Source organism: Phenylobacterium sp. FG114 (assembly GCF_057809855.1).
The window spans coordinates 91,130-117,281 of record NZ_JBMDKU010000009.1; the positions used below are offsets into that span (position 1 = coordinate 91,130).

General features: G+C 69.0%; 29 protein-coding genes. 12 read left to right on the forward strand and 17 right to left on the reverse strand.

Going from position 1 to position 26,152, the window contains the following annotated elements; genetic code table 11:
• Positions 1-23 precede the first annotated feature (23 nt).
• Together ACODSY_RS16485 and gcvA are read right to left on the reverse strand one after the other, a co-directional pair.
• Entirely contained in the window at positions 24-902 is an 879-nt protein-coding gene (locus ACODSY_RS16485; protein WP_488952854.1) for a 3-hydroxybutyryl-CoA dehydrogenase, read from the reverse strand.
• A 114-nt stretch (positions 903-1,016) separates the two neighbouring features.
• Positions 1,017-1,919 carry a transcriptional regulator GcvA gene (gene gcvA, locus ACODSY_RS16490; protein WP_488952855.1) on the reverse strand — a complete coding sequence of 301 codons (903 nt, stop codon included), beginning with the start codon at positions 1,917-1,919 and terminating at the stop codon, positions 1,017-1,019.
• Between the two features lie 127 nt (positions 1,920-2,046).
• On the opposite strand from gcvA, the gene ACODSY_RS16495 reads away from it, so the two are divergent.
• Complete coding sequence (locus ACODSY_RS16495) at positions 2,047-2,418, forward strand: TonB family protein (RefSeq protein ID WP_488952856.1); 372 nt, start codon at positions 2,047-2,049, stop codon at positions 2,416-2,418.
• Positions 2,419-2,551: 133 nt separating this feature from the next.
• Here the strand turns inward: ACODSY_RS16495 and ACODSY_RS16500 are convergent, their stop codons facing one another.
• Both ACODSY_RS16500 and ACODSY_RS16505 read right to left on the reverse strand, forming a co-directional pair.
• On the reverse strand, positions 2,552-3,484 hold the full coding sequence (locus tag ACODSY_RS16500; protein WP_488952857.1) for an electron transfer flavoprotein subunit alpha/FixB family protein: 933 nt from the start codon (positions 3,482-3,484) through the stop codon (positions 2,552-2,554).
• A gap of 1 nt (position 3,485) precedes the next feature.
• On the reverse strand, positions 3,486-4,232 hold the full coding sequence (locus ACODSY_RS16505; RefSeq protein ID WP_488952858.1) for an electron transfer flavoprotein subunit beta/FixA family protein: 747 nt from the start codon (positions 4,230-4,232) through the stop codon (positions 3,486-3,488).
• Between the two features lie 150 nt (positions 4,233-4,382).
• On the opposite strand from ACODSY_RS16505, the gene ACODSY_RS16510 reads away from it, so the two are divergent.
• Positions 4,383-4,661 (forward strand): hypothetical protein, encoded by a 279-nt coding sequence (locus ACODSY_RS16510; protein WP_488952859.1) that lies wholly within the window; start codon positions 4,383-4,385, stop codon positions 4,659-4,661.
• Here ACODSY_RS16510 and ACODSY_RS16515 read toward each other — a convergent pair.
• Positions 4,658-5,233, reverse strand: a complete 576-nt coding sequence (locus ACODSY_RS16515) for a cob(I)yrinic acid a,c-diamide adenosyltransferase (protein ID WP_488952969.1) — start codon at positions 5,231-5,233, stop codon at positions 4,658-4,660. The genes ACODSY_RS16510 and ACODSY_RS16515 overlap by 4 nt on opposite strands.
• A complete protein-coding gene (locus tag ACODSY_RS16520) occupies positions 5,233-5,433 on the reverse strand; it encodes a twin transmembrane helix small protein (protein WP_488952860.1) in 201 nt (66 codons plus the stop codon). The genes ACODSY_RS16515 and ACODSY_RS16520 overlap by 1 nt, the downstream gene beginning before the upstream one ends.
• 341 nt (positions 5,434-5,774) lie before the next feature.
• On the opposite strand from ACODSY_RS16520, the gene ACODSY_RS16525 reads away from it, so the two are divergent.
• Positions 5,775-6,425: a TetR/AcrR family transcriptional regulator gene (locus ACODSY_RS16525; RefSeq protein ID WP_488952861.1), complete on the forward strand. Its 651-nt coding sequence runs from the start codon at positions 5,775-5,777 to the stop codon at positions 6,423-6,425.
• Between the two features lie 13 nt (positions 6,426-6,438).
• Positions 6,439-7,080 (forward strand): TetR/AcrR family transcriptional regulator, encoded by a 642-nt coding sequence (locus tag ACODSY_RS16530; protein WP_488952862.1) that lies wholly within the window; start codon positions 6,439-6,441, stop codon positions 7,078-7,080.
• 48 nt (positions 7,081-7,128) lie between these two features.
• On the opposite strand, the gene ACODSY_RS16535 is transcribed toward ACODSY_RS16530, so the two are convergent.
• Positions 7,129-8,775: an acyl-CoA dehydrogenase family protein gene (locus tag ACODSY_RS16535; protein ID WP_488952863.1), complete on the reverse strand. Its 1,647-nt coding sequence runs from the start codon at positions 8,773-8,775 to the stop codon at positions 7,129-7,131.
• 80 nt (positions 8,776-8,855) lie between these two features.
• Here ACODSY_RS16535 and ACODSY_RS16540 point away from each other — a divergent pair, with 80 nt between their 5' ends.
• A complete protein-coding gene (locus ACODSY_RS16540; RefSeq protein WP_488952864.1) occupies positions 8,856-9,488 on the forward strand; it encodes a glutathione S-transferase family protein in 633 nt (210 codons plus the stop codon).
• Positions 9,489-9,492: 4 nt separating this feature from the next.
• On the opposite strand, the gene ACODSY_RS16545 is transcribed toward ACODSY_RS16540, so the two are convergent.
• Both ACODSY_RS16545 and ACODSY_RS16550 read right to left on the reverse strand, forming a co-directional pair.
• Entirely contained in the window at positions 9,493-10,287 is a 795-nt protein-coding gene (locus tag ACODSY_RS16545) for an alpha/beta fold hydrolase (protein ID WP_488952865.1), read from the reverse strand.
• Between the two features lie 16 nt (positions 10,288-10,303).
• Entirely contained in the window at positions 10,304-11,215 is a 912-nt protein-coding gene (locus ACODSY_RS16550; protein WP_488952866.1) for a M15 family metallopeptidase, read from the reverse strand.
• 44 nt (positions 11,216-11,259) lie between these two features.
• Between ACODSY_RS16550 and ACODSY_RS16555 the strand changes: the two genes are divergently transcribed.
• Together ACODSY_RS16555 and ACODSY_RS16560 are read left to right on the forward strand one after the other, a co-directional pair.
• A complete protein-coding gene (locus tag ACODSY_RS16555) occupies positions 11,260-12,360 on the forward strand; it encodes a L,D-transpeptidase family protein (protein ID WP_488952867.1) in 1,101 nt (366 codons plus the stop codon).
• Between the two features lie 123 nt (positions 12,361-12,483).
• Entirely contained in the window at positions 12,484-13,470 is a 987-nt protein-coding gene (locus ACODSY_RS16560; protein ID WP_488952868.1) for a hypothetical protein, read from the forward strand.
• A gap of 42 nt (positions 13,471-13,512) precedes the next feature.
• Here the strand turns inward: ACODSY_RS16560 and ACODSY_RS16565 are convergent, their stop codons facing one another.
• The 4 genes from ACODSY_RS16565 to ACODSY_RS16580 form a co-directional block, all read right to left on the reverse strand.
• The gene (locus ACODSY_RS16565) at positions 13,513-14,604 is read right to left on the reverse strand and encodes a Rieske 2Fe-2S domain-containing protein (RefSeq protein WP_488952869.1); all 1,092 of its coding nucleotides are present in this window, start codon (positions 14,602-14,604) and stop codon (positions 13,513-13,515) included.
• A gap of 17 nt (positions 14,605-14,621) precedes the next feature.
• A complete protein-coding gene (locus ACODSY_RS16570; protein WP_488952870.1) occupies positions 14,622-16,226 on the reverse strand; it encodes an alpha-glucosidase in 1,605 nt (534 codons plus the stop codon).
• Between the two features lie 4 nt (positions 16,227-16,230).
• Positions 16,231-16,851, reverse strand: coding sequence for an ATP-dependent Clp protease proteolytic subunit (locus ACODSY_RS16575; RefSeq protein WP_488952871.1), 621 nt, complete (start codon positions 16,849-16,851; stop codon positions 16,231-16,233).
• Between the two features lie 96 nt (positions 16,852-16,947).
• Positions 16,948-18,423 carry a M20 family peptidase gene (locus tag ACODSY_RS16580; protein WP_488952872.1) on the reverse strand — a complete coding sequence of 492 codons (1,476 nt, stop codon included), beginning with the start codon at positions 18,421-18,423 and terminating at the stop codon, positions 16,948-16,950.
• Between the two features lie 76 nt (positions 18,424-18,499).
• Here ACODSY_RS16580 and ACODSY_RS16585 point away from each other — a divergent pair, with 76 nt between their 5' ends.
• Entirely contained in the window at positions 18,500-19,237 is a 738-nt protein-coding gene (locus ACODSY_RS16585; RefSeq protein ID WP_488952873.1) for an extensin-like domain-containing protein, read from the forward strand.
• Here ACODSY_RS16585 and ACODSY_RS16590 read toward each other — a convergent pair whose 3' ends face one another.
• Positions 19,238-21,157, reverse strand: a complete 1,920-nt coding sequence (locus tag ACODSY_RS16590; protein ID WP_488952874.1) for an outer membrane protein assembly factor BamB family protein — start codon at positions 21,155-21,157, stop codon at positions 19,238-19,240. It lies immediately after the preceding gene.
• A 151-nt stretch (positions 21,158-21,308) separates the two neighbouring features.
• Here ACODSY_RS16590 and ACODSY_RS16595 point away from each other — a divergent pair, with 151 nt between their 5' ends.
• Positions 21,309-22,106, forward strand: coding sequence for an SDR family oxidoreductase (locus tag ACODSY_RS16595; RefSeq protein WP_488952875.1), 798 nt, complete (start codon positions 21,309-21,311; stop codon positions 22,104-22,106).
• 5 nt (positions 22,107-22,111) lie between these two features.
• Entirely contained in the window at positions 22,112-22,549 is a 438-nt protein-coding gene (locus tag ACODSY_RS16600; RefSeq protein ID WP_488952876.1) for a GNAT family N-acetyltransferase, read from the forward strand.
• On the opposite strand, the gene ACODSY_RS16605 is transcribed toward ACODSY_RS16600, so the two are convergent.
• Together ACODSY_RS16605 and ACODSY_RS16610 are read right to left on the reverse strand one after the other, a co-directional pair.
• Complete coding sequence (locus ACODSY_RS16605) at positions 22,546-23,214, reverse strand: O-methyltransferase (RefSeq protein ID WP_488952877.1); 669 nt, start codon at positions 23,212-23,214, stop codon at positions 22,546-22,548. The genes ACODSY_RS16600 and ACODSY_RS16605 overlap by 4 nt on opposite strands.
• The gene (locus ACODSY_RS16610) at positions 23,211-23,585 is read right to left on the reverse strand and encodes a VOC family protein (RefSeq protein ID WP_488952878.1); all 375 of its coding nucleotides are present in this window, start codon (positions 23,583-23,585) and stop codon (positions 23,211-23,213) included. The genes ACODSY_RS16605 and ACODSY_RS16610 overlap by 4 nt, the downstream gene beginning before the upstream one ends.
• A gap of 77 nt (positions 23,586-23,662) precedes the next feature.
• On the opposite strand from ACODSY_RS16610, the gene ACODSY_RS16615 reads away from it, so the two are divergent.
• Entirely contained in the window at positions 23,663-24,418 is a 756-nt protein-coding gene (locus ACODSY_RS16615; protein ID WP_488952879.1) for an AraC family transcriptional regulator, read from the forward strand.
• On the opposite strand, the gene ACODSY_RS16620 is transcribed toward ACODSY_RS16615, so the two are convergent.
• A complete protein-coding gene (locus ACODSY_RS16620; RefSeq protein ID WP_488952880.1) occupies positions 24,387-25,574 on the reverse strand; it encodes an aminotransferase in 1,188 nt (395 codons plus the stop codon). The two genes, ACODSY_RS16615 and ACODSY_RS16620, sit on opposite strands and share 32 nt — an antisense overlap.
• A gap of 51 nt (positions 25,575-25,625) precedes the next feature.
• On the opposite strand from ACODSY_RS16620, the gene ACODSY_RS16625 reads away from it, so the two are divergent.
• Positions 25,626-26,078, forward strand: coding sequence for a GNAT family N-acetyltransferase (locus tag ACODSY_RS16625; RefSeq protein ID WP_488952881.1), 453 nt, complete (start codon positions 25,626-25,628; stop codon positions 26,076-26,078).
• The last annotated feature ends 74 nt before the right edge of the window (positions 26,079-26,152 follow it).

A 26,152-nucleotide genomic window follows, 5' to 3' on the forward strand; every position in this document is an offset into this window, starting at 1 on the left:
GACAGGGTGTTGGGAAAAAATCCCTAGCGCGTGGGGACGGGCTTGTCGCCGCGGTAGTCGTAGAAGCCACGGCCCGACTTGCGGCCCAGCCAGCCGGCCTCGACGTACTTCACCAGCAGGGGGCACGGACGGTACTTGCTGTCGGCCAGGCCTTCGTAGAGCACGTTCATGATCGACAGCACGGTGTCGAGGCCGATGAAGTCGCCCAGCTCCAGCGGGCCCATCGGATGGTTGGCGCCCAGGCGCAGCGCCGTGTCGATGGCGTCGACCGTGCCGACACCCTCGTACAGCGTGTAGATCGCCTCGTTGATCATCGGCACCAGCACGCGGTTCACGATGAAGGCCGGGAAGTCCTCGGCGTTGGAGGTGGTCTTGCCCAGGGACTGGGCGAAGCTGACGGCCAACTCGTAGGTGTCGGCGTCGGTGGCGATGCCGCGGATGATCTCGACCAGCTTCATGACCGGCGCGGGGTTCATGAAGTGCAGGCCGATGAACTTGCCGGGCCGGTCGGTGGCCGAGGCCAGGCGCGTGATCGAGATCGACGAGGTGTTGGACGCCAGCAACGTGGTGGGCGTCAGATGCGGCTGGAGCGCCTTGAAGATCGCCTTCTTGGTCTCTTCGTTCTCGGTCGCCGCCTCGATCGCCAGGCTGGTGGAGCCGATGGTCTGGAGTTCGGCGGCCGGCTTGATGCGGGCGATGGCCGTTTCCATGGCTTCCTGGGTGATGATGCCGCGCGAGACTTGCCGGACCATGTTCTTCTCGATCTGGGCGATGCCCTGATCGATCCGCTCGGCGCTCACATCGTGGAGCAGGACGTCATAGCCGCCGAGGGCGCAGACATGGGCGATGCCGGAGCCCATTTGACCGGCGCCGATGACGCCCACCGTCTTGATGTCAACCACAGGCCTGAACCCTCGAGAGCGGATGCTGCTTTTTGTGGCAGCTTTTTAACAGAGCCAGCTTTCTAACATCTGTATGGCGCACTGCGGCAAGCGGAATTGCTGCGTCGCAGCAGATCAGGCCGCGCGCGGGGACTCCGGAACACGCGAGGCGGCAGCCTCGGCCAACAACCATTCGCGGAGTGCGCCGATGCGTCGCAACTTGCGGCTGTCGGCGCGCCAGACGATCCAGAAGCCGAGTTCGGAGACCACGTGTTGGTCGAAGGGACGGACGAGCCGGCCGGTCCGAAGATCCTGCTCGATCAGCGCGCTGCGGGCCAGGGCTACGCCCATGCCCTGTGCGGCCGCCTCCAACAGCATGGTGGAGTCCTCGAAGACCATGCCGGAGGGGGCGGGCGCCTCCAGCCCGAACTCGCGGCACCATAGGCTCCAGGGCCGGTGGCCGTGGTGGAGCAGCGGCGCGGTCAGCAGGTCGGCGGGGTCGGCGAGCGGCTGTGTGGCAAGGAACGCGGGACTGCAGACCGGGCTCAGCGTCTCGCTGAACAGGTGGGCGGTCTCGACGCCGGGCCAGCGGCCCGCGCCATAGCGAACGGCCATGTCGACGCCGTCGGTGGTGAAGTTCGCCACCCGCTCCTCGACGCGGAGTTCCAGGGTTTCCGCGGCGAGGTCGGAGAGCATCCGGGGTAGTCGCGAGGTCAGCCACCGGGCCGAGAACTGGGCGTCGAGGCTGACCACCAGCGGGTCGCGCTCGGCCATGGCGGCGAAGTCGGCGACGGCGTTCTTCAGCACGTCCAGCCCGCGCGAGACCTCGGTGGCCAGCCGCTGGGCGTCGGTGGTGGGGATCATGGCGTTGCCGCGCCGCTCGAAGAGGCGCGCGCCCAATTCGGCTTCGAGCCGGCGGATCTGCTGGCTGATGGCGCCGTGGGTGACCGACAGCTCCTTCGCGGCGCCGGAATAGCTGCGATGGCGGGCCGCGGCCTCGAGGGCGCGAAGCGCGAAGAACGGCGGCAGGCGGACCATGGCCGAGGTTGTTAGCCCAGGTAACAACCCCTGGCAAAATCTATCGTTGGCGAGCCGGTGCACCGCTACCTACATCCCAAAGAAGCGGCGTTGCAAGTTTGGTGTGTTAAAACAAGGGATTATTAGGATGAGAACGCTTGCTCTCATGCTGTCGGCCGCGCTGCTCACGGCCAGCGGCGCGGCCCAGGCGGCCAATCGCGACGTCGACGCCTTCCTGGAGCGCGCCAGCGCGGCGGCCACCGCCGATCTCGCGGCGTCCGGCGTACAGACCGACCAGCCGCTGGTGGTGCGGGCGCGGGTCAGCAGCGATGGCCGGTTGGCCAACCCACGGGTGGTGACCTCCTCCGGCTCGGCCGAGGCGGACCGGCGCGCGGCCCTGGTCGTGCGGCGCCTGCGCCTAGCCGCGCCGCCCAACGTGCTGGTCGGCGCCGAAGTGAACATCGCTGTCGGTTCGGAGGCGGTCCGGCAGGCGCAGAATCCAGGGGCCCCCACCCCCTAGGAGATACCGCCGACGGGCTCCAACCACACGGCGGCCACTTGAGGGCGGCTCGCGAGGGCCGCCCTTCTCTTCGCGCACGAAAAAGGGCGGCCCGTCGCCGGACCGCCCTTCGTCGTCTTATCGAGCGTGGGAACTAGCCCAGCGCACTCATCAGTTCGGGCACGGCGGTCTTGTAGTCCGCCACCAGGCCGTAGTCGGCTACCTGGAAGATCGGCGCGTCGCCGTCCTTGTTGATCGCGACGATGACCTTCGAGTCCTTCATGCCGGCGAGGTGCTGGATGGCGCCCGAGATGCCGATGGCGATGTAGAGCTCCGGCGCCACCACCTTGCCGGTCTGGCCGACCTGGTAGTCGTTCGGCGCATAGCCCGCGTCGACGGCGGCGCGCGAGGCGCCCACGGCGGCGCCCAGCTTGTCGGCCAGGGGATCGATCACCCGCTGGAACTCCTCGGCGGAGCCCATGGCGCGACCGCCCGAGACCACGATCTTGGCGGCGCCCAGGTCAGGGCGGGCCGACTTGACGATCTGCTGGTCGACGAAGTGGCTCTTTGCCGGAGCGGCGGGCGCCGAGACACTCTCCACCTTGGCCGAGCCGCCTTCCGCCGCCGCCTTGAAGGCGGTCGGGCGGACCGTCAGCACCTTCTTGGCGTCGGACGACTGGACGGTCTCCAGCGCGTTGCCGGCGTAGATCGGGCGCACGAAGGTGTCGGCCGACACGACTTCGATCACGTCCGAGATCTGGGCCACGTCCAGCTTGGCGGCGACGCGCGGGCTGAAGTTCTTGCCCTGGGTGGTGGCGGGCGTGAGGATGGCGTCATAGCCGCCCGCGAGGCCCACGATCAGGTCCTGGAAGGCTTCGGCCAGGCCCTGACCCAGCTCGGCGCTGTCCGCGGTCAGCACCTTGCGGACGCCGGCGATCTTCGCGGCTTCCGCGGCGATCGCGGCGGTGTTGGAACCCGCGACCAGGATGTCGACGTCGCCGCCGATGGCCTGGGCGGCCGTGACCACCTTATGGGTGTTGTCCTTGAGGGTCGCGTTGTCGTGATCCGCGATGACGAGAACGGCCATTTTAGAGCACTCCCGCAGTCTTGAGCTTGGAAACCAGGTCGGCCGCGGTCTCCACCTTGATGCCGGCCGAACGCTTCGGCGGCTCGGTGACCTTGACGACTTTCAGCTTGGCGGCCGTGTCGACGCCGAGCGAGCCCAGCTCCTTCACGTCCAGCGGCTTCTTCTTCGCCTTCATGATGTTCGGCAGCGAGGCGTAGCGCGGCTCGTTGAGACGCAGGTCCGCGGTGACCACCGCCGGCAGGTCGACGTTCAGCGTCTGCAGGCCGCCGTCGACCTCGCGGGTCACCTTGGCCTTGCCGCCCTCGATCACGACTTCCGAGGCGAACGCCGCCTGCGGCCAGTCGAGCAGGGCGGCCAGCATCTGGCCGGTGGCGTTGTTGTCGCCGTCGATGGCCTGCTTGCCCATGAGCACCAGCTCGGGGCTCTCCTCGCCCACGATGGCCTTCAGCACCTTGGCCACGGCCAGCGGCTCGAGGTCCTGGTCGGTCTGTACGAGGATGGCGCGGTCAGCGCCCATGGCCAGGGCCGTGCGCAGGGTTTCCTGCGCCTGGGTCGGGCCGACGGACACGGCGACGATCTCGCTCGCCACGCCTTTTTCCTTGAGACGGACGGCCTCTTCGACTGCGATCTCGCAGAAGGGATTCATCGACATCTTGACGTTGGCGAGGTCGACGCCCGTCTGGTCGGCCTTCACGCGAGCCTTGACGTTATAATCGATCACCCGCTTGACCGGGACCAACACCTTCATGGGTTGCTAGCGCCTCAAATTGTTTTGCGGAAAGAAATGAGCCGGGGTGGGCAATAACGCTTCCGACGCGCATTGCAAGCGCGGGACGGAGACTTTCGCCGCAGCGCACACACCTAGCCAGACCGGGGTCTCCTTACGTAAAAGACCCGCATGAACGCCAATATCGAGCGCATGAAGCTCATCTTCATCGCCTTCCTCGCCGTCTTCGTCGTGAGCGCCATCGGCGTGGGCGTTTGGCAGGTCGGCTGGGTGATCCCTCGCAACAAGTGCGAGAAGGAGCAGCGCAAATGGTGGGATCCCGACCAGCGGGTCTGCGCCCAGCCGGTGCTCGTATCGGACATCACTGGCCGGGTGATCACCGACGACAAGGCCCTGGCCGAAGCGAAGAAGGCGATCGGACGCCCCGCGGCTCCGGCGCCCAAGAACTAGCGGGTCGCGCCCGACTTCCAGAACACCTCGGCGCGACCTTCGTCATTGGCCCAACGGGCGGCGACGAAGAGGAAGTCCGAGAGCCGGTTGAGGTAGCGCAACGAAGGGCCGCTGATCGGCTGGCCCGCCTCGATCAGGCGCACGGCCTCGCGCTCGGCGCGGCGGCAGACGGTGCGGGCCAGGTGTAGCGCGGCCGCGGCAGGCGTGCCGCCCGGCAGGATGAAGGAGGTAAGGGGCGGTAGGCGGTCGTTCAGGCTGTCGATCTCGCCCTCGATGCGGGCGATCTGGCTGTCCAGCACCCGCAGCACCGAGCCCTCGGCCTCGTCCGGCTTCGGCGGCTGGGCCAGATCGGCGCCCAGGTCGAACATCTCGTTCTGAATGCGCGCCAGCATGGCGTCGAGCTCGGGGTCGGCCGCCAGATGGACGCGGGCCAGGCCGACGCACGCATTGGCCTCGTCGACCGCGCCGTAGGTCTCGACCCGCAGGTCGGTCTTGCTGACCGGGGCGCCAGTCGCGAGGCGCGTCGTCCCGGCGTCGCCCGTGCGGGTGTAGATGCGGTTGAGGGTGACCATCAGCCGTGCGCGCTGCGCCACCAGACGGCCAGCATCAGCACCGCCACCGCGATGGCCTGCGTCAATACGCGCAGGCGCATGAGTTTATTCGACCAAGAGCGTCCGAAATCGCCCCCACGGAAGAGGGCGTAGATGCCGAACGCTAGCACCGTGCCCACGGCGGCGAGCGCGGCGAAGATGAGGTAGTCGAAGAGGTCCATGCCCCTAGATTAGGCGCGGGAACGGCGCTACGCCATGGGCAAGGCCCGAGTCCAATTTAAACTTGACTATAGCGGGTTTGATCATGTTCAACGAGCATCGGTTCCGGCAGAACGTCGAGATTCGGCGTGACGCCTGAGTCCTTATGCCATAAGGGCTTAATCTCCGATGTGAGCGGTCCCACAACGCCGCTCGGCGTTGGACGGTACGCGCGCTCTCCGGGTCGCGTAACGAGTTTGTTGAACGTGTTCACCGCCGGTGATACGCCTCGGCGCCGCCGGTTAATCCTCCCCACCTAGAGATCGCCGGGCTCCCCTCTAAACCGGCGAGATTCAAGAGAAGAATGAAGCACATCTCCCCCAACCAGGTCTCCGTCGATGCCCCGACGCGGGCCCCCACCCGCCGCGCCCTCGCCAAGCAGCAGACCCGTCTGAAGGTCCTTGCCGCCGCCCGCCGCCTCTTCAGCGAGCAGGGCTATGAAGGCGCCACGATCCGCGACATCGCGGCCGCCGCCGGCATGTCCACCGGAGCGGTGTTCGCCAATTTCACCGATAAATCAGACCTCTTCCGCGAGATCATGGCCGACGACATGGAAGCCCTGACCACCGCGATGCGCGACGCCGCCACGCGCGGACGGAACGTCGAGGACGGCCTGCTGAAGATCTTCATGGCAGGCTACACCTTCTACAAGACCCGCCTGCAGCTGGCCCGCGCCGCCTTCTCGGTGTCGTGGGACAAGGACGGCGGTCCGACGCTGCGCGGGATGTCGTCGTCGATGGCGTTCCAGGACCTGTTCACCGAGCAGCTGAACGCCGCGGTCGAGCGCGGCGAGTTGTCGCAGGAAGCCGAAGTCAAGCTCCGCAGCCAGATGCTGTTCGACACATATCTGTCGAACTTCCCGCAGGCGATCTTCGAAGGCTGGAGCCTGGACGCGCTGCAGGCCCGGGCTCGCGACCAGATCCGCATCCTGCTCGCAGGCGCCCGCCGCGGCTGATCTGCGATCCGGCATGAACGACGCTGAGGGCGGACCTCTCACGGGACATGTCCCCCCGCGGCAGTCGCAGAAGGAAGCGACGCGCCAGCGGGTTCTGACGGCCGCGCGAGAGCTGTTCGACACCCACGGATACGAAGGCACGACGATCCGCGAGATCGCTCGGCACGCCGGCGTATCCGTGGGCAGCGTCTTCACGACCTTCGCCTCCAAGGGGGAAATCCTCTCCGAGGTGATGCAGGGCCGGCTCGAGCCGCTGTACGCTGAGATCGACCGCGTGATGCCGCATGTCCGCGGGTCGACGGCCGACCGCTTGCGTACGCTGTTCGCCGTCCATTTCGAGTTCGAAGCCAAGCACGTGCGTCTGTTCCTGTCGCATGTCGCCGCCGCCTACGACTGGACCCTTCCGCCGGGGGCTCGGCCGTACGGGCGCACGCCCGGCCTGCAGCAGGCGATCCGCGAAGCCCTCGAGAAGGGCCAGGCCGAGGGTGACGTCCGAGGCGATGTGGACCTGCAGGAGATCGTCGACCTGCTGCTCAGCGCCTATGCCTGGACGTACCGCCTGGTGATCACCCGCGAGGCCGACGTCGCCATGCTGATCGGGGTGATGGACCGCCAGATCGGCCTGATCGCCGATGGGTTCCGGCCGCGGAACTGACGCCTGGATCCCCACCTTCGTGGGGGTGAGTCCGCGCTTCGCGCTCGCTCAGTTCGCGCCTTCCAGCAGACGCCGGGCGATGACCTGCGCCTGAATTTCGCCGGCGCCCTCGAAGATGTTGAGGATGCGTGCGTCGGCCAGTACGCGGCTGACCGGCTGCTCGACGGCAAACCCCGTCCCACCATGAATCTGCACGGCGTTGTCGGCGCAGGCCCAGGCGATGCGCGCGGCCGTGAGCTTGGCCATCCCGGCCTCCAGGTCGCAGCGGCGGCCCTCGTCCTTGGCGCGGGCGGCGAACCAGGCCAGGCGGCGCGCGCCCAGGATCTCGGCGGCCATCATGGCGAGCTTGTTGGCCACGCGCGGGAAGTCGGCGATCGGTCCGCCGAACTGCCGACGCTGCAGGGCGTAGTCCAAGGCCAGGTCCAGGGCGTTCTGCGCCACCCCGATGGCGCGGGCGGCGGTCTGGATGCGGGCGCTCTCGAAGGTGGCCATGAGCTGGACGAAGCCCTGGCCTTCCTGGCCGCCCAGCAGATGGGCGTGGGGGACCTCGAACCCGTCGAAGGCGATCTCGTATTCCTTCATGCCGCGATAGCCGATGACGCCGATCTCGCCGCCGCTCATGCCGGGCGCTGGGAAGGGATCCCCGTCGGTCCCGCGCGGCTTCTCCGCCAGGAACATCGACAGGCCCCGGTGGTCCTTGCTGTCCGGATTGGTGCGCACCAGCAGGGTCATCACGTCGGCGCGGGCCGCGTGCGTGATCCAGGTCTTCGCGCCCGAGACGCGCCAGACGTCGCCGTCGCGCACCGCCCTCGTGCGCAGGCTGCCCAGATCCGATCCGGCCTCCGGCTCGGTGAAGACGGCTGTGGGGATGGTCGTGCCCGCGGTGATGGCCGGCAGGAACTTCGCCTTCTGCTCGGGCGTGCCGTGGGCGAGGATCAGCTCGGCGGCGATCTCGGAGCGCGTGCCCAGCGAGCCGGTCCCGATCCAGCCACGCGACAGGGCTTCGGACACCACGCACATCGCCACCTTGCCAAGGCCCGAGCCGCCCCATTCCTCGGGCGCGGTCAGGCCGAAGACGCCCAGGTCGCCCAGCTCCTGCAGCAGCGACAGCGGGATCAGCTCGTCGCGCAGATGCCAGCCGTGGGCGTAGGGCGAGATCTTCTCCTCGGTGAAGGCGTGGAACTGGTCGCGGACGGCCTCCAGGGTCTCGTCCAGGCCGCTGGCTTCCAGCGAAGGGCGCCCGCGCGCCTGATCCAGCAACTCGACGATGCGCAGCTTCACGGCCTGGGACGCGCCCGGCCGCAGGCGGCCGAGGATGTGGCCGAGGCGCTCTGCTGGGGCGAAGACGTCGGCGGGGCGGAAGATCTCGCCCTGGTTCATCGGGATGCCGCCCTGGAGCTGACTCAGATACTCGTGCGCCAGGAGCTGGGCGGGCAGGGCTTCGGACTCGGTCAGCCGGCCTTCTTCGCTCAGGGCGCGCGCCCAGGCGGCCGTCTGCCGCAGCGTCTCGGCATAGGCGGCGGCCCAGGCCAGGCCGTGGGCGGCGTGCTGCTCGGCGTCGAGCGCCGCCCGGTCGAGCCGTCCGTCGCGGGTCACGAGCCTTCCTACGGCCGCTCCGATCGCTGCGGAAAGGGCGGCGGCCTCGCGGGCGGCTTCCTCGAGAAGGTCGGGCAGGTTCGGCAGGACCAGGGTCATGGGCGCCTTATGGCAGGCTTGCGTAGCGTCAGGTCAGACCGCTTAGCTCTACCGCGACAACCGAAAACAGGAAGCGCTTCATGCTCACCGTCCACCACCTCAACGACAGCCGCTCGCAGCGGATCCTCTGGCTGCTGGAGGAGCTGGGGACGCCGTACGAGATCAAGTTCTACCAGCGCGACGCCACCACGCGGCTGGCGCCGCCCGAGCTGGTGGCGGTGCATCCCCTGGGCAAGTCGCCGGTGATCACGGATGGAGGGCTGACCGTCCATGAGTCGGGCGCGATCATCGACTACATCGTGCGCAAGCACGGCGGCGGGCGGCTGGCCCCCGCCGCGGGCAGCGAAGCCTACGAAGCCTATAACCAGTGGATGCACTATGCCGAGGGCTCGGCGATGCTGCCGCTGATGCTCTTCATGTACGTGGGCCGCCTGGGCGAGGCGGGCGCGCCGCTACATCCGCGTATCGAGAGCGAGATGGCCAACCACCTGGGCTACGTGGAGCGATCCCTGGCCGGACGCGACTGGCTGCTGGGCGGCGGCCTTACCGCCGCCGACATCCAGATGAGCTTCGTGGGCGAGGTGACGGGCGCCTTCGGACGCTATGCGCAGTATCCGAACATCAAGGCCTGGGTGGACCGCTTCCAGGCTCGCCCCGCCTACCGCGCCGCGCTGGAGAAGGGCGGACCCTACAACATGGGGCCGCGCAGCTAGCGGCTCACTCGAACGGCGGGAAGTCATCGTCCAGCAGGCCGTCGATGAAGTCGAAGACGGTGGCCTTGAAGGCGGCGTGCGGGATCGCCGAGAAGTGGTCCACGCCGCGAAGGGTCACTGCCTTGCCCAGCGGGAAGACAGCCGCCAAGGGCTCCGGGTCGCCGGCCAGGTCGTCGAACTGGCCGGCCGCCACCAGCACCGGCATCGGCAGGCGGCTGAGGTCGGCGCGCTGGAGGCTAGGGCTGCGGGCGGCGGTGAAGGCGGCCAGGGCCTGGCGGTCCTCGCCCTGCTCGTCGGCGAACTGGCGGAAGCTCCGCAGCATCTCGTTCGAGATCGTGGCCGGATCGGCGGCGGACATGGCCTCGGCCATCGCTTCGACGCCGCCCGCCTTGGGCGGCTCCCACAGCTTCTCTCCCACACCGCCCAGCAGCAGGTTGGAGATCCGGTCGGGGGCGTCGATGGCCATCTGCATCGCCGTGCGGGTCCCCATCGAATAGCCCAGCACGTCGACACGGCCGACGCCCAAATAGTCCAGCAGCGCGAGTGCGTCGGCGGTCAGCGTCTCGCGGCCGTAGTCGGCGGGGTCGTGCGACTTCACGCTCTCGCCGTGACCGCGCTGGTCGAGGGCTATGGTACGGAAACCGCGCCTTTCCAGCGCGCCGTACCAGCCGGTCCGCCGCCAGCCTTCGGCGCGGTTCGAAGCGAACCCGTGCAGCAACAGGATAGTCCGCTGGACCGGTCCGGCCGGGCTGATGTCGTCGTAGGCGATGTCGACGCCTTTCAAGGTCACGCTGGGCATGGCGCGGACGTTAGGGTCAGGGAGGCTCGCCCGTCCACTCCCAGTGCCAAGGCTCGAAGGGGTAGTTCACGAAGCCGAAGCGGCCGGCGTTGGCCAGCAGCCAGCGGTAGGTAGGTGTCCGCGTCATGAACAAGCGGTTCGGATCGGCGGTGGAGTCGGGGCCGTAGCCAGGGGCCTGGCCCACGTAGATGTCAGCGGCGAGGCCCGTGCGGTGGGCCGAGCAGCGAGCGCGGACGATGCCGTCGCAATTGCCCTCGGCCTGGCAACGGACGGCGTCGGCGGAGGGACTGCGATAGCCGGAGAAGATCGTCAGGTTGCGAGGATCGGCGGCGATCTCCGGAACCTCGGCGCGAGCCGCGGCGGCCATCCGGCGATAGGCCTCCAGCGCCTTGGGCCGCATCCACACCTGCTTGCCGCTGTAGCCCTCGTCGATCCGCGCGGCGGTGATCAGGTTCGGCGTGTCCGGGCAACTCCCGAGCGACGTGAAGCGCACGAACTCGCGGCGGGTCTGCACGGCGTTCTTCAAGGCAATGAAGACGGGTTCGGCGACGACACCGTCCTTGCCCAGGTCGTGCTCTCCTTGCCACGTGGCCAGGGCCGCGGCGAAGCCTTCGCTGTCGGAGGGACAGGTGGTGCGGATCTCGGCCTGGATCAGCGGGACGTAGATCTCCCATCCCGTCTCCTGCCGGCCGAAGGGCGCCCAGGCCAGGCTGCGCAGCGAGCCGGAATTGGCCTGAGCCGCAGCGGTCCATCCCTCCGCGCGACAGTCGGCGCTGACGGGACCAGCGGGGGCGCTTGGCGCGCCCAGCGGGGCCTGGGCCGGTGGGTGGGCGGGCGAGCAGCTCGTCACGCGCAGGAACAGCAGGAGCAGCAGCACCAGCGCTGCGCCCGTGGCTCCCAGGAACCGCATGACCTCTCGGAGCTTCATCCACATTCCCGCCAGCAATGGGCGGGACAACGCAGAGGTCCAGCATGAAGTTCTCGCCCATTCTACTTTGCGGTGTGGCGGCCGTGGCCCTGAGCGCCTGCGACATCCATCCGCGCGAGACGGCGAGCGCGCCCCAGACCTCCGCGCCCCCCGCCGGGTCGATGCCGGCCGAGGCGCCGAAGGTGCTCGAGATCCCGCCTCCGCAGCCGTCGAGCGCGCCCGTCGCTAAGGCCGTCGACCGGGCGGTGTTCAGCGCCGAGGCAACGACCCCGCAGGCGCGGCGCGACATGCTGATCCGCGCCCAGGTCCTCCTGGATCGCGCGCATTTCTCGCCCGGCGTGATCGACGGCCAGGACGGGGAGAACGTGAAGAACGCCATCGCCGCTTACGAACGGGCGCACGACCTGCCTGCGGACGGCCTGCTGGACGCCGACGTCTGGGCCAAGCTGACGGCCGACACAGGACCGGTCCTCGTCGATTACACGATCACCGAGCAGGACGCCGCGGGCCCCTATACCCCCGAGATCCCGAAGAAATACGAGGATATGGCCAAGTTGGAGCGGCTGGGGTTCACGGGACCCCTGGAGGCCCTGGCGGAGCGCTTCCACATGGATGTGGCTCTGTTGCAGGCGCTGAATCCCGGCGCGGACTTCGGCGCCGCGGGCGCGAAGATCATCGTCGCCTGGCCCGCGCGCGAGGCTCTGCCGGCCAAGGTCGCGACGATCGAGGTGGACAAGGCGAAGAAGCAGGTTCGGGCCTACGACGCCGGCGGCAAGCTGCTGGCGGCCTATCCGGCGACGGTGGGCTCGTCCGACCTGCCGACGCCGTCCGGCGAGTGGGCCGTGCGCACGGTCGCGCCGGCGCCGACCTGGACCTACGATCCCAGCCGCCTGAACTTCGGCGACAAGAGCGCGGGCAAGCTGACGATCAAGGCTGGACCGAACAATCCAGTGGGCGCTGTCTGGATCGACCTGACCAAGGACACCTACGGCATCCACGGCGCGCCAGAGCCGCGTCTGGTCGGCAAGACGGCGAGCCATGGCTGCGTGCGCCTCACCAATTGGGATGCCGTGCAGCTCTCAAAGGCCGTGGAAAAGGGCGCCAAGGTTAAATTCCTGGGCGAGGAAGGCGGCATCGCAACCTAAGATCGTCTCGGATTCCCATCGCTTCCCAGGGGATTCCCATTGTTAAGCCTTCGGTGACACACCAGCGGTTACTCATTTTGGGTAGCGGCAAAAGGCCGCGCGCCCAAACGGGAAGAAACGACAATGTCCGCGCAGGGTCCGGCGCAGGTCGTCGCGCCGATGAGCAGGGTCGATCGGGTCGCCGGGCGCGGCCTGCGCGAGCGGGATCGCAAGCTGCGCGCCACCGAGCGCCGCCGGGCCACCCGGAGCGAGGCTGACGCCTACGAACAACTGATCGAGCGTTTGACCAAGGCGCATCAGGTCGAGTTCACGGCTGTCGATTGGGATGAGATCGAGGCCACCGGGCCGGTGGTGCCCAATGTTGCGCGCGACGCGGTCTCGGCGGTCGCCCGCCAGAAGCTGGCCAACTACCGCCCGAGCCTGGTCGACAGCCTGCTGGGCCGCGAACGCGAGAAGCGCCGGGAACTGACCAACAGGGTGGTCGAGTCCGCCAAGGCCGACGCCGAACTCTACGCCCGGGCCCAGGCCCAGGCGGCCGCCCACAACAAGATCCTGGCCCTGGCGTCCGACGTCCGCGCCGGCAAGGTCGAAGCCATCGCCGGCGTGCTGAAGGCCAACGGTGCGGCCGCGGCCTTGAAGGATGTCGTCGAAGGCTTCCGCCTGTTCGGCGAGGGTCGCAGTCGTCTCATCGGCCAGGTCGACTTCTGGGAGTACGACGCGCTGCCGGAGGAGGCCTGCACGGTGTCGGGGGGCGTGACGCGCACCGCCCTGATGGAGGCCGAGCGCTGCCAACTGCAGCTCACCAATGCCTGCGCCGTCGCGCTGCGGGCCGCCGTCGAGATCCTGCAGGTCACCCCGGCGGAGTCGGTCGAGATTGTCGGCCGGATCTGCCGGCCGGGCGGCCTGGTCGATACGGATATCGAGCCGGTGCTTTACCTGAACGTTCCGCGGCTGGTGCTCGCCAAGCTGCAGCTCACGAAGCTGGAAGCGACGCCAACGGCCTCGGCCCTGGGCGTACAGGTGGACTGGACGCCAGCCCGCGGCCTCGTCCCGATCCGCATCGACGACCCGGGAATCGTGCGCCTGACCACGGTGAAGGCGGCAGCTTAGAACCTGTCCGGTTCAGATGGATCCATCCGAACCGGACCGGCTCTAGCTCCGCCAGCGTAGCGTCGCGGGCTGGACCGGGTTCTCGAACGGCCGGCCTTCGCGACGGCTGGCGATCCATTCGCGCTTCAGCGCCTGGTACCACTTGGCCTGGCGGTCGGCGTCGTCGATCCAGAGCAGCGTGGGGTCGTGCTTCAGCCCCTGGTTCTGCAGCTGCACCATGTCGCCGTCCTGGCGCAGGAAGGTTCGCGCCATCTTCGCGATGGCCGGCTTCAGCAGGGTGAAGGCCGGGTGGTCGGACCAGGCGAGCTGGGTCACCTGGGTGCGCCCCTCGTCAAGCGGCGTCAGGCAGGTCAGCGACAGCACCTGGCGGCGGCCCACGGTCACATGCTCCCAGCGCAGGCCGGGCAGGCGGAAACTGATTTCGGTCTCGGGCCGGCCGCCCAAGATGGCGTAGGCGCGGCTATTGCTGGACGGCGCGTGGCGAACCATTGCGAAGCCCTGCTCGCGCGGCTCGAAGCGCTTTTCCTTGTCGTGTTCGCTGCCGGCGGTGCGCCACCACCACTGGCGGTGGACATAGGGTCCGTGCGCCGGGTCCATCAGGCCGATGACGGCGTGATCGATGTGGGCGTCGAAGACCATCCGGTCGACCAGTTTGGGGCCGCCGCCGACCACGCCGGGAAACACGGGCGGGCGGGCGTCGGGCTCGCCCAACGGCGTGGCGCCGACCCAGACGAAGACCATCCCCTGGCTCTCCGCCGCAGGGTAGCGCCGCACCCGCACCTTGGACACGTCCATGGCCTGGTCGGCGGTCAGCGAGGGGATCGCGGCGCAGGCGCCGTCCGCGCGGAAGCGCCAGCCGTGGTAGGGGCAGGCCACGGTCTCGACGCCGAGCTCGTCGCGGTGGAACCGGCCTGCCGAGAGGGGCGCGGCGCGGTGCGGACAGACGTCGCGAAGGGCGAAGATTTCCCCACCCCGCGAGCGGCCGAGCATCACCGGTTCGCCCAGCAGATCCAGGTGGACGAGCTTGCCGGGTTTCAGGTCGCCCGAGAGCGCCGCCAGGTACCAGCAGTCGGTCAGGAAGCCCTTGCCGAACCGAGCGTCGGTCCGCGCCGCGCGGGTGTCTCCGTCAGCCATCCGTTCGTTCTAGACGCCTAAACCAGCCGCAGGAAGCAGGCGGCGTAGGGCGACAGACCAATCGAGCCGCCGCGCAGGTCGGCCTCGCCGTTGCGGAGCGGCAGGAGTTCGACCCGCTCCAGCGACGGGTGGGCGAAGACCTGCGGCGTGTCGCTGAAGTTGAAGACGCAGACCACTTCCTGCCCCTCATGGTGGCGGACGAAGGCGACCAGCGGTTCGGCGGTTTCCACGAACGCGATGTCGCCGATGCTCAGCGCCGGCGTGGCCTTGCGCAGCGCGATCATCTCCCGCGAGAAACTGAGGGCCGAGTCCGGGTCCTCGCCCTGCTCCTGCACCGACAGGCCGCGGTGCTCGGCCGCCAGGGGCAGCCAGGGCTCGCCGTCGGTGAAGCCCATGTTCTCGCCCGCGGTCCAGGGCATGGGCGTGCGGCAGCCGTCGCGGCCGCCGTCGTAGGGCCAGTAGAGGTCGCCGACCGGATCGCGCAGCTGGTCGCGGGTCAGCGAGGCCTGCGGCAGGCCCAGCTCCTCGCCCTGGTAGATCAGGGTGGTGCCTTTCAGGCCGACGAGAAGGGCGAACAGCATCTTCGCCAGCTCGGGCGAGGCGTGCTCGCCGCCGAACCGGCTGACCGTGCGCGGCACGTCGTGGTTCGAGAAACTGATCGTCGGCCAGTGGTCGGGATAGTCGGCCAGGGTCTCGAAATGGCGGGTGACGAAGCCGGCCTCCAGCTTGCGGGCCAGCAGCATGACGAAGGTGTAGCCCGAATGCAGGCCGTCGGCGGGCGAGAGATAGGCGCCGCAGCGGGCCTCTTCCTCCGAGAACTCGCCGAACACGAAGCGATCCCCGTGCGCCTCCACCCGCCGGCGGATGACGTCGAGCGTCTCGACGTTCTCCTCGAGATTGGAGTCGAAGTAGTGGAATTGGAGATTGCCGGCGTGGGACCAGTTGTAGCCGCGCCGCTGGTCCATCGGCACGGGAGGGTTCGGCGTCAGCGCCGCGTCGTGCAGGAAGGTGCCGGCGACGTCGAGGCGGAAGCCGTCGACGCCCTTCGCCAGCCAGAAGTCCAGCACTGACAGCGCGGCCTCGCGGGCGTCCGGTGTGCGCCAGTTCAGCTTGGGCTGCTGGCGCAGGAACTTGTGGTGGTAGTGCTGCCGCCGCGCCGGCTGGTAGGCCCAGGCCGGGCCGCCGAAGACGCTGAGCCAGTTGTTGGGCGCCGTGCCGTCCTCCTGCGGGTCGGCCCAGACGTACCAGTCGGCCTTGGGGCCGTCCCTGCCGCCGGTCAGGCTTTCGACGAACCAGGGGTGGACGTCCGAGGTGTGGCTGAGCACCTCGTCGAGGACGACCTTCAGGCCGCGCGCGTGCGCCGCATCCAGCAGCCGCTGGAAATCCTCGGGCGTGCCGTAGTCGGCCTGCACCCCCTCGTAGTCGGCGATGTCGTAGCCCCAGTCACGGTTGGGCGAAGGGTGGATCGGAGACAGCCACAGGCCGTCGACGCCGAGCGACTGGATATAGTCTAGCTTGGCCTCGACGCCGGGCAGATCGCCATGCCCGTCGCCGTTCGAGTCGAAGAAGCTGCGGACGTAGACGTGGTAGAGGATCGCGCCCATCCACCACGGCTGCGCCATTCGATCAGACTTCCGACGCGTCGGTGACGATCTTGGACACGAGGCCGTACTCGACGGCCTGCTCGGCGCTCATCCAGAAGTTCCGCTGGGTGTCCTTCACCACGCGCTCATAGGTCTGCCCGGTCTCGCGGGCGATGAGCCGGTTCAGGCGCTCCTGCATCTTGATGATCTCTTCGGCCTCGATCTCGATGTCCGAGGCCTGGCCGCGCACGCCGCCGGCGGGCTGGTGCAGCAGGAAGCGGGTGTTCGGCAAGCAGAGCCGGTTTTCCTTGGTCGCGCCCAGGAAGATGTGCGCGCCGGCCGAGGCCACCCAGCCGGTGCCGATCACCTTCACCTGATTGCCGCAGAAGCGGATCATGTCGTGGATGGTGTCGCCGCTCTCCACGTGGCCGCCGGGCGAATTGATGATCACACGGATCGGCTTGTCGCTGTCGGAAGCCAGGGCGGTGATCTGAGCCGTGACCCGCTCGGCCAGGCGCATGTCGATCTCGCCGAACACCAGAACGGTGCGGCTCTTGAACAGCGCGTTCTGGACCGGCCCGGCGGTCATGGGCATGTCGGGCAGGCGGCCCTTGTCCTCGTCGTCGCCGTCTTCGTCGTCGAGGTAGGAGATCCACTTCAGCATCTTCGGCAGCCTTGTCTGTTCGCCGCGAACGGGCGGCGGCGTTTCGTCCCCCAACAGCTATTGATCCCCGCGGCTTCGGGCAAGTGCGGAGGAGGGTTACTGTGTCGCCGTGACGACGAGGCGCCCATAGAAGTCGATCATCTTCTCCAGATTCTTCAGCGTCATGTGCTCGTTGGTGCCGTGGATCATGGAGATGTCCTTCAGCGACAGCTCCAGCGGCTGGAAGCGGTAGACGTCCTTGGCGACCGGGGTGAGGAACCGGCTATCCGTGCCGGCGGTGACCAGGCTGGGGGCCACGGGCGCATCGGCGACCGCGCCCGCGGTGGCGGCGAGGACCTTCCATCCCCACGAACTGGTCGACGATACCGGCGAGGGATCGTTGGGCTCGGCGTTCCAGGCCAGGGCCACCGGCAGGTCGCCGACCGCCGCCTCGGCGCGCGCCATCACCGTCGTCGAGGTGTCGCCCGGGGCGATGCGGTAGTTGATCCAGGCAGTGGCGTCCTGCGGCAGGACGTTTTCCTTCGGGCTGCCCCGCAGCATGGTCGGCGCGATGGTGGTGTGCATCAGGGCCGCGCCCGTGGGTGTGGCCGCCGTCTGCTGGGTCAGGAGCCCGCCGAACAGCCATTCGTTGGCCACCGCCATGCGCACGACGAACGGCGCGTCGGGCGCGAGCGCCTTGACCATGTCGGCGCCGGGGCCGCGGAAGGCGAGCGGGAACTGGTCGTCGGCGATGGCGACCACCGCCTTTGACAGCGTGACGGCGCCGCCGGAGTCGGCGGGCGGGGCCGACGAGTGGCCGCCCGCGGCCTTGGCCGTCACCCGCAGGGTGCCGTAGCCCTTCTCCGCCGTGCCGATGATCGCGGCCCGGCCCCCGCTGATCGGGTTGTCGCTGATCACCGCCATGCCTTCGTCGAGCACGAACTCGGCCGTGATCCCGCGGGACTTGAGGAAGGCGGCGGCGGATCGTGCGCCCTGGCCGAAGACTTCCTCGTCGCCGCCGGAGACGACCATCACGGTGCGCTTCGGCTGGAAGCCCTGCTTCGCCAGCGTCTCAAGCGCCTCGAAGATGCCGATCAGCGAGCCCTTGTCGTCGATCGCCCCGCGGCCCCAGACCGCGCCGCCTGCGACGGCGCCGGCGAAGGGCGGGTGCGTCCAGTCCTTCTCGGTGCCGGGGGTGACGGGCACCACGTCCTGGTGCGCCATCAGCACGATCGGCGCGAGGGTCTTGTCGGTTCCCGGCCAGGTGTAGACGAGGGTGCGGCTGGCCAGCTCCTCGCGCGCCATGGCGGCGTGGGCGGCCGGATAGCTCGCGGTCAGCAGGTCGTGCAGACGCGTCCATTCGGCGTCGACATCCTCGGCGGGGTCCTGGTGGCGCACGGTCTGGATCTGGATCGCCTGGCTCAGCCGCTGAGCCGCGCCGGCCACGTCGACGGCCATGGGCGGCGCGACCTTGATCCCGGAGACATCGGCCGACGCCGGCGCCTGGAAGGTGAAGGTCCGAACCAGCACCACGGCGGCCAGCACGACGAGCAGGGCCGCGAAGCCCAGGGCCATCCGCCCGACGATCTGCATGGAATGACGTCCCCCTTTCGCGCGATCCTTCACGCTCGCCGATTGAACCGCAAGGCGCAGCCGCCATTTCGCTGAAGTGGCCCGACGCGCCTTCCGCCTGAAGCCAGTTTCGCCGGAAGCGCTCGCGCTGGCCGGCGCCTGGTCGATGCTCCTGGATCTCGCGGTGGCGGCCCTCCTGCTGGGCGTGGCCGTCGCACGCTGGGCGCCGCCGCAGGATCTGCCTTGGACGCCGCTCAGGCTCGACCAGCCGGTCGGCCTCGCGACGGGGATGAAGTTCGCCGTGGCGGCGGGCGATCCTCTGCGGTGTCGGGTCGTCCTGCGCGAGGGTGGGATCCGGTTCGTCGAGGAGCCCGAGCGCACCCGCGGCGCCTGCACGACCCGCGACACCGTACGCCTGCAGGGGCCGACGCTGTCCCCCGCCGCGCCGGTGATGACCTGTCCGCAAGCCCTGGCCTACGCCTTCTGGACGCGGCACGCGGTCCAGCCGGCGGCCCGCGCCGAATTGGGCGAACCGATCATTGGGGTCGAGCACTACGGAACCTATGCCTGCCGCAACATGTATGGCCGGGCCACGGGGATGCGGAGCCAGCACGCCTTCGCCAACGCCCTGGACGTAGCCGCCTTCCGCACCGCGTCAGGCCGTCGGATCGCCGTGGTGAAGGACTTCCGCGTCGCGGGCGCGAACGGCCGGTTCCTGCGCCGCGCCCGCGACGGCGCCTGCCCCTGGTTCCGCGCCGTGCTGAGCCCCGACTACAACGCCGCCCACGCCGATCACCTGCACCTCGACATGGGCCGATTTTCGGCCTGTCGGTAGCTACTTCGGCCGGAACGCCAGCAAGACGTTGCCCTCGGCCTGGCCGAACATGCCGTAGCCCGAGCTGGCCAGCAGCAGGCCGTTGACGCCGACGATGGACACGCTGTCGAAGGCGCCGCCCTTGCCCGGTACGCCGTTCAGGGTGTCGAACGGGCGCAGGGTGTCGAAGCGCCAGAGCTCGGCGCCCGTCTTCCCGTCCAGCGCGAACAGGCGGCCATCCAGGCTGCCCTGCAGCACCGCGCCGTCGATCACCGTGGGCGCGCCCGAGAAGCCATAGACCCGCTCGCAGCGCGGCGCTTTCTTGCCCCGGTCGCCCGCGCAGTCGGCGGTGACGGTGTAGTGCCACTTGATCTCGCCGGTGTTGGCGTCGACCGCGTACATGCCGATCTGCAGCTTGGGATCGAAGTCGGCATGTCCCGGCATCGGCCGGCCGACGTTCGAGATCGGCGCGTAGACCAGGTCATGCTCGAACGCGAGACCCCAGTGGATGCCGCCCATCGGGCCGCCCGAGCCCAGGTCGCGCCGCCAGACCACCTTGCCGGTCTGCGGCTCCAGCGCCCACAGCGTGCCGGACTTCTGGCCCGCGAGCAGGAGGTCCTTCCCGTTCGCCAGCTTCGCCAGGATCACCGAGGCCCCGAAATCCACGTCGCGGAAGACGGTGTCTCCCACGCAGTTCAGCTTGTCCGCCGCCGGCTTGGGGCCGCAGCCGATGGTGAAGATGTCGTTGGCCGTGGCCTGCATGCTCCAGGCCTCGGTCCCATCCTTGAGCCGGATGGCGATCAGGGCGTCGGTGTTGTGGTGAGCCGGCGGAGAGTTGGCCTCGCCGGTGCCGAAGTAGATCAGGCCGCGCTTCTCGTCGACGACGGGCGAGTTCCAGATCGGCGCGCCCGAGGGGCCGAACAGCGGCTTGCCGTCGCCCCTGTCCTGCTTGACCGGCTGGGCGTCGGGCATGGTGTCGTAGCGCCACTGCTGCTCGCCCGTCTTGGGGTCCAGCGAAAGGACGACGCCGTGGTTGTTGCAGCACGAGACCTTGTTGTCGCCCCCGACGCTGATCTCGAACTGCGAGATCGGCACGATGATGCGGTCCTTCAGCACGCGGGGCGTGCCGGTGGTCATCGAGTAGGAATAGACCGCGACGTTCTTTGTCCAGAGCGGCTTGCCGGTGCGGGCGTCGACCACATGGACGGTGGAGTCGAGGCCCGAGAAGGCGAGGACGGGCGTCCCGTCGGCGATGATGCCGTAGCCCGGGCTGGTGCGCAGCGGCGCGCCGCCTGGCGTGTTGTAGACCCACTTCACGCAGGGCTTGGCCGGATCGCTGACGTCGAAGGCGTACATGGCGCCGGCCTCGGCGACCGGCAGGAATACGCTCTTGCCGACCACGGCCGGCTGAGCCCGCATCATGGTCACGTCCGGGAAGCCGATGGCCCAGGCCAGGCCGAGCTTGCCCATGGCGGTGCGCGACAGCCCGGTCTGCTTCGCCGAGAGCGTGCGCGTGTTCCGCTCGTCGAAGCCGAAGGTGGTGATGGTGGGCGCGACCTTCTGGTCGAGCGCGAGGCGCCCGCCGGTGCAGGCCATGGCCTTGCTCCAGGTCTCGGCGACCTTAGTGGACTTGCCCGTCAGGTAGCTGATGAGCTGGCCGCGGGTCTCGTCGGTGAGCCCGGCGCCCTGCGCCTGCATCTTGCCCTGGGTCAGGGCGTAGTTGAGCGTCTGGTAGCTCATGGCTTCCAGGTTTGCCTTCGACGGCGACCGGCTGGTCTCGGGATTGTCGTGACAGGCGGCGCATTGCAGACGGTAGATCGCCTGGCCGGGGTGCGGCAGCGCATTGGCCGGCTGCACCTGCTGTTGCTGGGCCTCGGCTCCACCCACCAACATGAACGCCACGGCCATCGCCGCGGCCGCCACAACGCCCACCCGCTTCATGACACTTCCCCCAGGACGCGCCGCAGGCTCTCCGCGGCCCACGTACGCTTTCGAAGATACGGAATCCTGGCGCGGCGTCCACCTTGACCGAGGGGCAACCGCCGTCGCAAATGGCGCGCAACTTTAAACGATCGTTTGGAAGGAGCGCCCGATGGGCCAAGTTCTCGAAGCCCCTGCCGTGAGCGTCAACGGCCTGTTCGACCTGACCGGCAAGGTGGCGGTGATCACGGGCTCGTCGCGGGGCATCGGGCGCGCCATCGCCGAGCGCATGGCCCAGCAGGGCGCCAAGGTCGTGATCAGCTCGCGCAAGGCCGGCCCTTGCGAGGAGGTCGCCGCGATCATCAACGAACGTAGCCCCGGCCATGCCATCGCCGTGCCGGCCAACATCTCGTCGAAGGACGACCTTCAGCGGCTGATGGACGAGACCCGCAAGGCGTTCGGCAAGATCGACATCCTGGTCTGCAACGCGGCGTCCAACCCCTACTACGGCAGCCAATTGGAGATCACCGACGAGGCGTTCTCGAAGATCCTGGCCAACAACATCATCGCCAACAACTGGATGATCCAGATGGTGGCGCCTGAGATGAAGGAACGGAAGGACGGGGCGATCATCGTGATCTCGTCCATCGGGGGCCTGCGCGGCACCGAGGTGATCGGCGCCTACGCCATCTCCAAGGCGGCCGACATGCAGCTCGCCCGCAACCTTGCCAAGGAGCTCGGCCCCTACAACGTGCGCATCAACTGCGTGGCGCCAGGCCTGGTGAAGACCGATTTCGCCAAGGCCCTGTGGGACAATCCGGCCGGCGAGGAGCGCGCCAGCAGCGGCACCCCGCTCCGCCGCCTGGGCGAGCCCGACGACCTGGCCGGGGCTGCCATCTACCTGGCCTCGCGGGCCGGAGCGTGGACCACGGGACAGGTCATCGTGGTGGACGGCGGCTCGACCTGCTGACGGCTGTGGAGGTTTCCTTCGAACCCTCCGCACCGGACGACCTGGAGCGCCTGACCGAGCTCAAGCTCCAGGTCATGAACCCGCAGCTTGAGCGGATCGGGAGACTCGATCCGATCCGCTCGGCCGCACGCTTCGTCCGGGAGTTCCGGCCCGGCGTGACGCGCCGGATACTGGCGGACGGCGCCTTCGCCGGTTGTGTCACCGTCTATCCAGATGGCGACGCCTGGACGATCGAGCACTTCTACCTGCGGCCCGAGCTCCAGGGCCGCGGCCTGGGCGGTGCGGTGCCCAGCCGGCTGCTGGCCGAGGCCGACGCCGCGGGCGTGGCGGTGCGGCTGAGCGTGCTTGTGGAGAGCGACGCCAACCGCTTCTATCCGCGCCACGGCTTCGCCGAGACCCACCGCAAGGCGTTCGACGTCTACTACCGTCGCGAGCCCGCCTAGACCTTCACCACCATCTCCAGGCCGTTGTCGAACGGTAGGGTCATGGCGCGCAGGCCGTTCTTCGGATCGGCGATGAAGTCGAAGAAGTGGCGGTAGGGCTGACGGAACTGGGTGGTGTTGTCGGCGACGACGACGGCGCCCGGCCGCAGGCGGGGCGCGATCAGCTCCAGGGCGGGCCGGGCCATCTCGGTCCAGATATCCATCAGCACGAAGTCGACTGGCCCTTCGATCACCTTGAGCGTCTCGCGCAGGTCGCCCTCGCGCAGGTCGATGTAGTCGCCGAGGCCCGCCGCCGCGAAGTTGGCGCGGGCCTGCGCGGCCTTGGCGGGTTCGTACTCGGTGCCGATCACCACGCCCCCGCCGTTCGCCCGGACAGCGTCGGCCAGGTAGAGCGTCGAGACGCCGAAGCTGGTGCCGACCTCGACCACGCGCTTCGCCCGAAGGGCGCGACACATCATGTGGCAGAACTCGGCCTTGATCGGCTCCAGCGCCACCATCTTGTCGGCCATGAACCGGTTGGCGTCGTCGTCCAGGGCGTCCCAGCTAAGATCGCCCGTCTGCGCCCGCTGCATGAAATAGCCGATGGTCGCGGGCTCCTGCGCCGCGCTTTGCGCCTGCAGGTCGTTCACGCGCGCCTGCAGCGCGGGATCGGAGAGCACACTCATCTCCAGGTCTCGCGCTCGTACTGCATGGCCCCCGCGACGTTGCCTTCGGTGTCGCGGAAGAAGGTGAGTTCGCCGACCCCTTCGATGCGGAACGGCGGCATGAGGATGGTCCCGCCGGCAGCCTCGATGGCGGCGACGGTGGCGGCGATGTCGTCGACGCCGAAGGTGATCTCCATCCCTGGCATCCGCTGGCCGCCGACGTGGCGACGACCCTGCAGCGCGGCCATGTGGCCTGCGCCGGTGGTGCGGCTCTGGTAGAAGCCGGGCGGGCCCCACGGGGTGAAGGTCCAGCCGAAGACGTCCTCGTAGAACCGCCGGGCGCGGGGTACGTCGTCGGCGTTGATCGCGAAATGGCGCAGCGTGGCGGGCATGTCGGCCTCCTGTCGCCGAACACTGTGCGGCTTCGCGGCGCGGCGCACTTGCGCTAGTCTGACGAATTATGTCGCCAGTGCGCCAGAATGCCCGGGACGTGGACGGCTACCCGGTGCGGGGCTTGGCGGTGACCTATCGCGACGGCATGAGGCTGGACCGGCACACCCATCCCTGGGCCCAGCTGGTCTACGCGGCGAGCGGGACGATGCGCGTGGCGACGCCGGACTCGACCTGGCTAGCGCCGCCCACGCGGGCGATCTGGGTGCCCGGCGGTGTGCCGCACGAGATCGAGATGCGCGGGACGGTCGCGATGCGCACGCTCTACCTCGCCACCGACGACGCGCGCCTGGGAGCCTGTCGGGCCATCGAGGTGGTTCCGCTGCTCAAGGAGCTGATCCTGCACGTGGTGCGGCTGGGCATGCTGGACGTCGACGACGTGGGGCAGGCCCGGGTGGAAGGTCTGCTGCTGGACCTGCTGTCCGAAGCCGAGACCGTGCCTTTCCAGTTGCCGCTGCCGGCCGACCGGCGGGCCCGCGCGTTCGCCGAGCGGCTGCTGGCCGAGCCGGGCGCCGAGGCCTCGCTGGTGGAGTTGGCGCGGACGGCGGGGGCCTCGCTGCGCACGTTGCAGCGGCTGTTCCTGGCCGAGACGGGCCTTTCGCTCGAAGCCTGGCGGGGGCGGGCGCGGATGCAGCAGGCGGTGGTGTCGCTCAGCAACGGGGCGTCCGTGACCTCGGCTGCGCTGGATGCTGGATACCAGAGCCCGTCGGCCTTCATCGCGGCGTTCAAGCGCGCCTTCGGCGTTACGCCGGCGCGGTGGCGGGCGCGGCCTTGAGCGAAAGGTCCCGCGCCGTGGCCAGCCTCGCCACGCCCTCGTCCAGCGTGGCGTCGGCCTTGGAGAAGCAGAGGCGCACGATGGTGGTCACCGGATCCGCCTCGTAGAAGGCCGAGACGGGGATGGCCGCGACGCCGGCCTCCTTCACCGCGCGCAGGCTGAAGTCACGGTCGCCCTCGGCGATCCCCGAACCCGGCAGGTCGATGTTGAGGAAGTAGGTGCCCTGGCTGGGCAGGACCGCGAGGCCCTCGCGCCGCAGCCCCTCGGCCAGGCGGTCGCGCGAGCGCTGCAGACCGGCCGGCATGTCGCGGAACCAGTCGGCCGAGTTCTCCAGGCCCCACGCCACGGCGGCCTGCAGGTTGGGCGGGGTGGTGAAGGTCAGGAACTGGTGCGCGCGCGCCAGGCTGTGGGTGAGGGCGGGCGCCGCGCAGAGGAAGCCCACCTTCCAGCCCGTCAGGCCGAACATCTTGCCCGCGGAGCCGATCTTCACGGTGCGCTCACGCATGCCGGGGAAGGCGATCAGCGGCCGGTGGCGGCGGCCATCGAACACCACCTGCTCCCAGACCTCGTCGCAGACGGCGACGGCGTCGTGGGCGACGCAGAACTCGGCGAGCAGCGCCAGGTCCTCGTCGGGCAGGACCACGCCCGTCGGATTGATCGGGTTGTTGAGGACGACGAGCCGCGTGCGCGGAGTGAAGGCCGCCTGCAGCATCTCGCGGGTGAAGCGCCAGTGCGGCGGCTCCAGTCGCACCAGTTTCGGCACGCCGCCGGCGCGGCGGATCAGCGGCGGATAGGCGTCGTAGAACGGCTGGAAGACCACCACCTCGTCGCCCGGCTCGATCAGGGCGAGGAAGCTGGCGGCCAGCGCCTCGGTGGCCCCCGAGGTGACGGTCACCTCGCTGGCCCAATCGAGGTCCAGGCCCTGGCTGCGGCCGTAGTGGCCCGCCACCGCCTGCCGCAGTTCGGGCAGGCCGGCCATCGGCGGATACTGATTGTAGCCGTTGAGCACCGCGTCGGCGGCCTTGGCGCGCACGGCCTCGGGGCCAGGGTCGTCGGGGAAACCCTGCCCCAGGTTCACCGCCCCGTGGGCACGCGCCAGGCCGGACATCTCCTCGAAGACGGTGGTGGGGAGGCTTGAAAAAATCGCGTTGGGCATCACGTGGAATTTGGCCGCAGACTGCGCCGAAGACCACCCCGGGAGGCGTCCATGGAGATCGTCGAGTTCCAGCCGCACCATGCGGAGGCCTTTCACCGGCTGAACGAGGCCTGGATCTCCAAATATTTCGTCATCGAGGCCAAGGACCTCGAGGTGCTGACCGATCCGCAGGGCAAGATCGTCGACAAGGGCGGGCGGGTGTTCATGGCGCTGAAGGACGGCGTGGCGGTCGGGTGTGTCGCCCTGCTCAAGATGGCCGACGGTGGGTTCGAGGTGGCCAAGATGACGGTCTCCGAGGACCTGCGCGGCTCGGGCCTGGGGCGGCTCCTGATGCAGCGTTGCATCGACGCCGGCGCCGAGATGGGCGCCACCCGGCTCTACCTGGAGACCAACTCCAGCCTGGGCCCCGCGCTGGGGCTCTATCGCGCCATGGGCTTCCGCGACCTCGCGCCCGTGGAGACGCCCTATGCTCGCGCCGACGTGTTCATGGATCGCCCCTACTGACCTCGCTTCTCTAGTTGCGAACGACTCGCAATAGCAATAGCGTCACGCGGACTTCCCCCCGAGTCCCGCGAGTT